This is a genomic window from Dellaglioa sp. CoH-56-MRSF-14, assembly GCF_056782115.1.
Genome location: NZ_JBXAYB010000036.1, coordinates 1 through 393 on the forward strand (window position 1 = coordinate 1; position 393 = coordinate 393).

1 protein-coding gene is annotated in these 393 nt (G+C 57.0%); it reads left to right on the top strand.

Annotation, left to right across the window (positions count from 1 at the left end; translation table 11 throughout):
• The coding region (locus AC1RPX_RS07740; RefSeq protein ID WP_481763325.1) for a hypothetical protein at positions 1-191 on the top strand (191 nt) is incomplete at its 5' end.
• Between the last annotated feature and the right edge of the window lie 202 nt (positions 192-393).

Genomic DNA, 393 nt, shown 5'->3' on the forward strand with positions numbered 1-393 from the left:
GTGCAGCGTATAAGCAAGCGAAGAAAGTTCAACGTGCTGCTGTGCGTTCGGGTCCAGAATTTCGAGAATTTAATCGGCTTGATGTGGCTGTGCGTCGCGCTGAGCAGGCTGGTAAAGATACGTCCGCGCTGATAGAGCAGCGCGAGCGCGCCGGAGCCGCGTGGAAGGCTGCGAAACAGCCTAGTAAATAACGCGTATTACATACAGGAGTCCAAAAATGAGTGACGAACTAAATCCGGGGCGCGCAGCGTTCCCGCCGTTCATACCAGAATCACCAACACGATTCGCGCAGCCTGCGGACCCGACGCCGACCCGGCTCCAGCGATTCCTTAACTGGCTGAACATTCGGGACCTGCCACGCACCGTTGTGCAGGACTGGAACCAAGACGATGG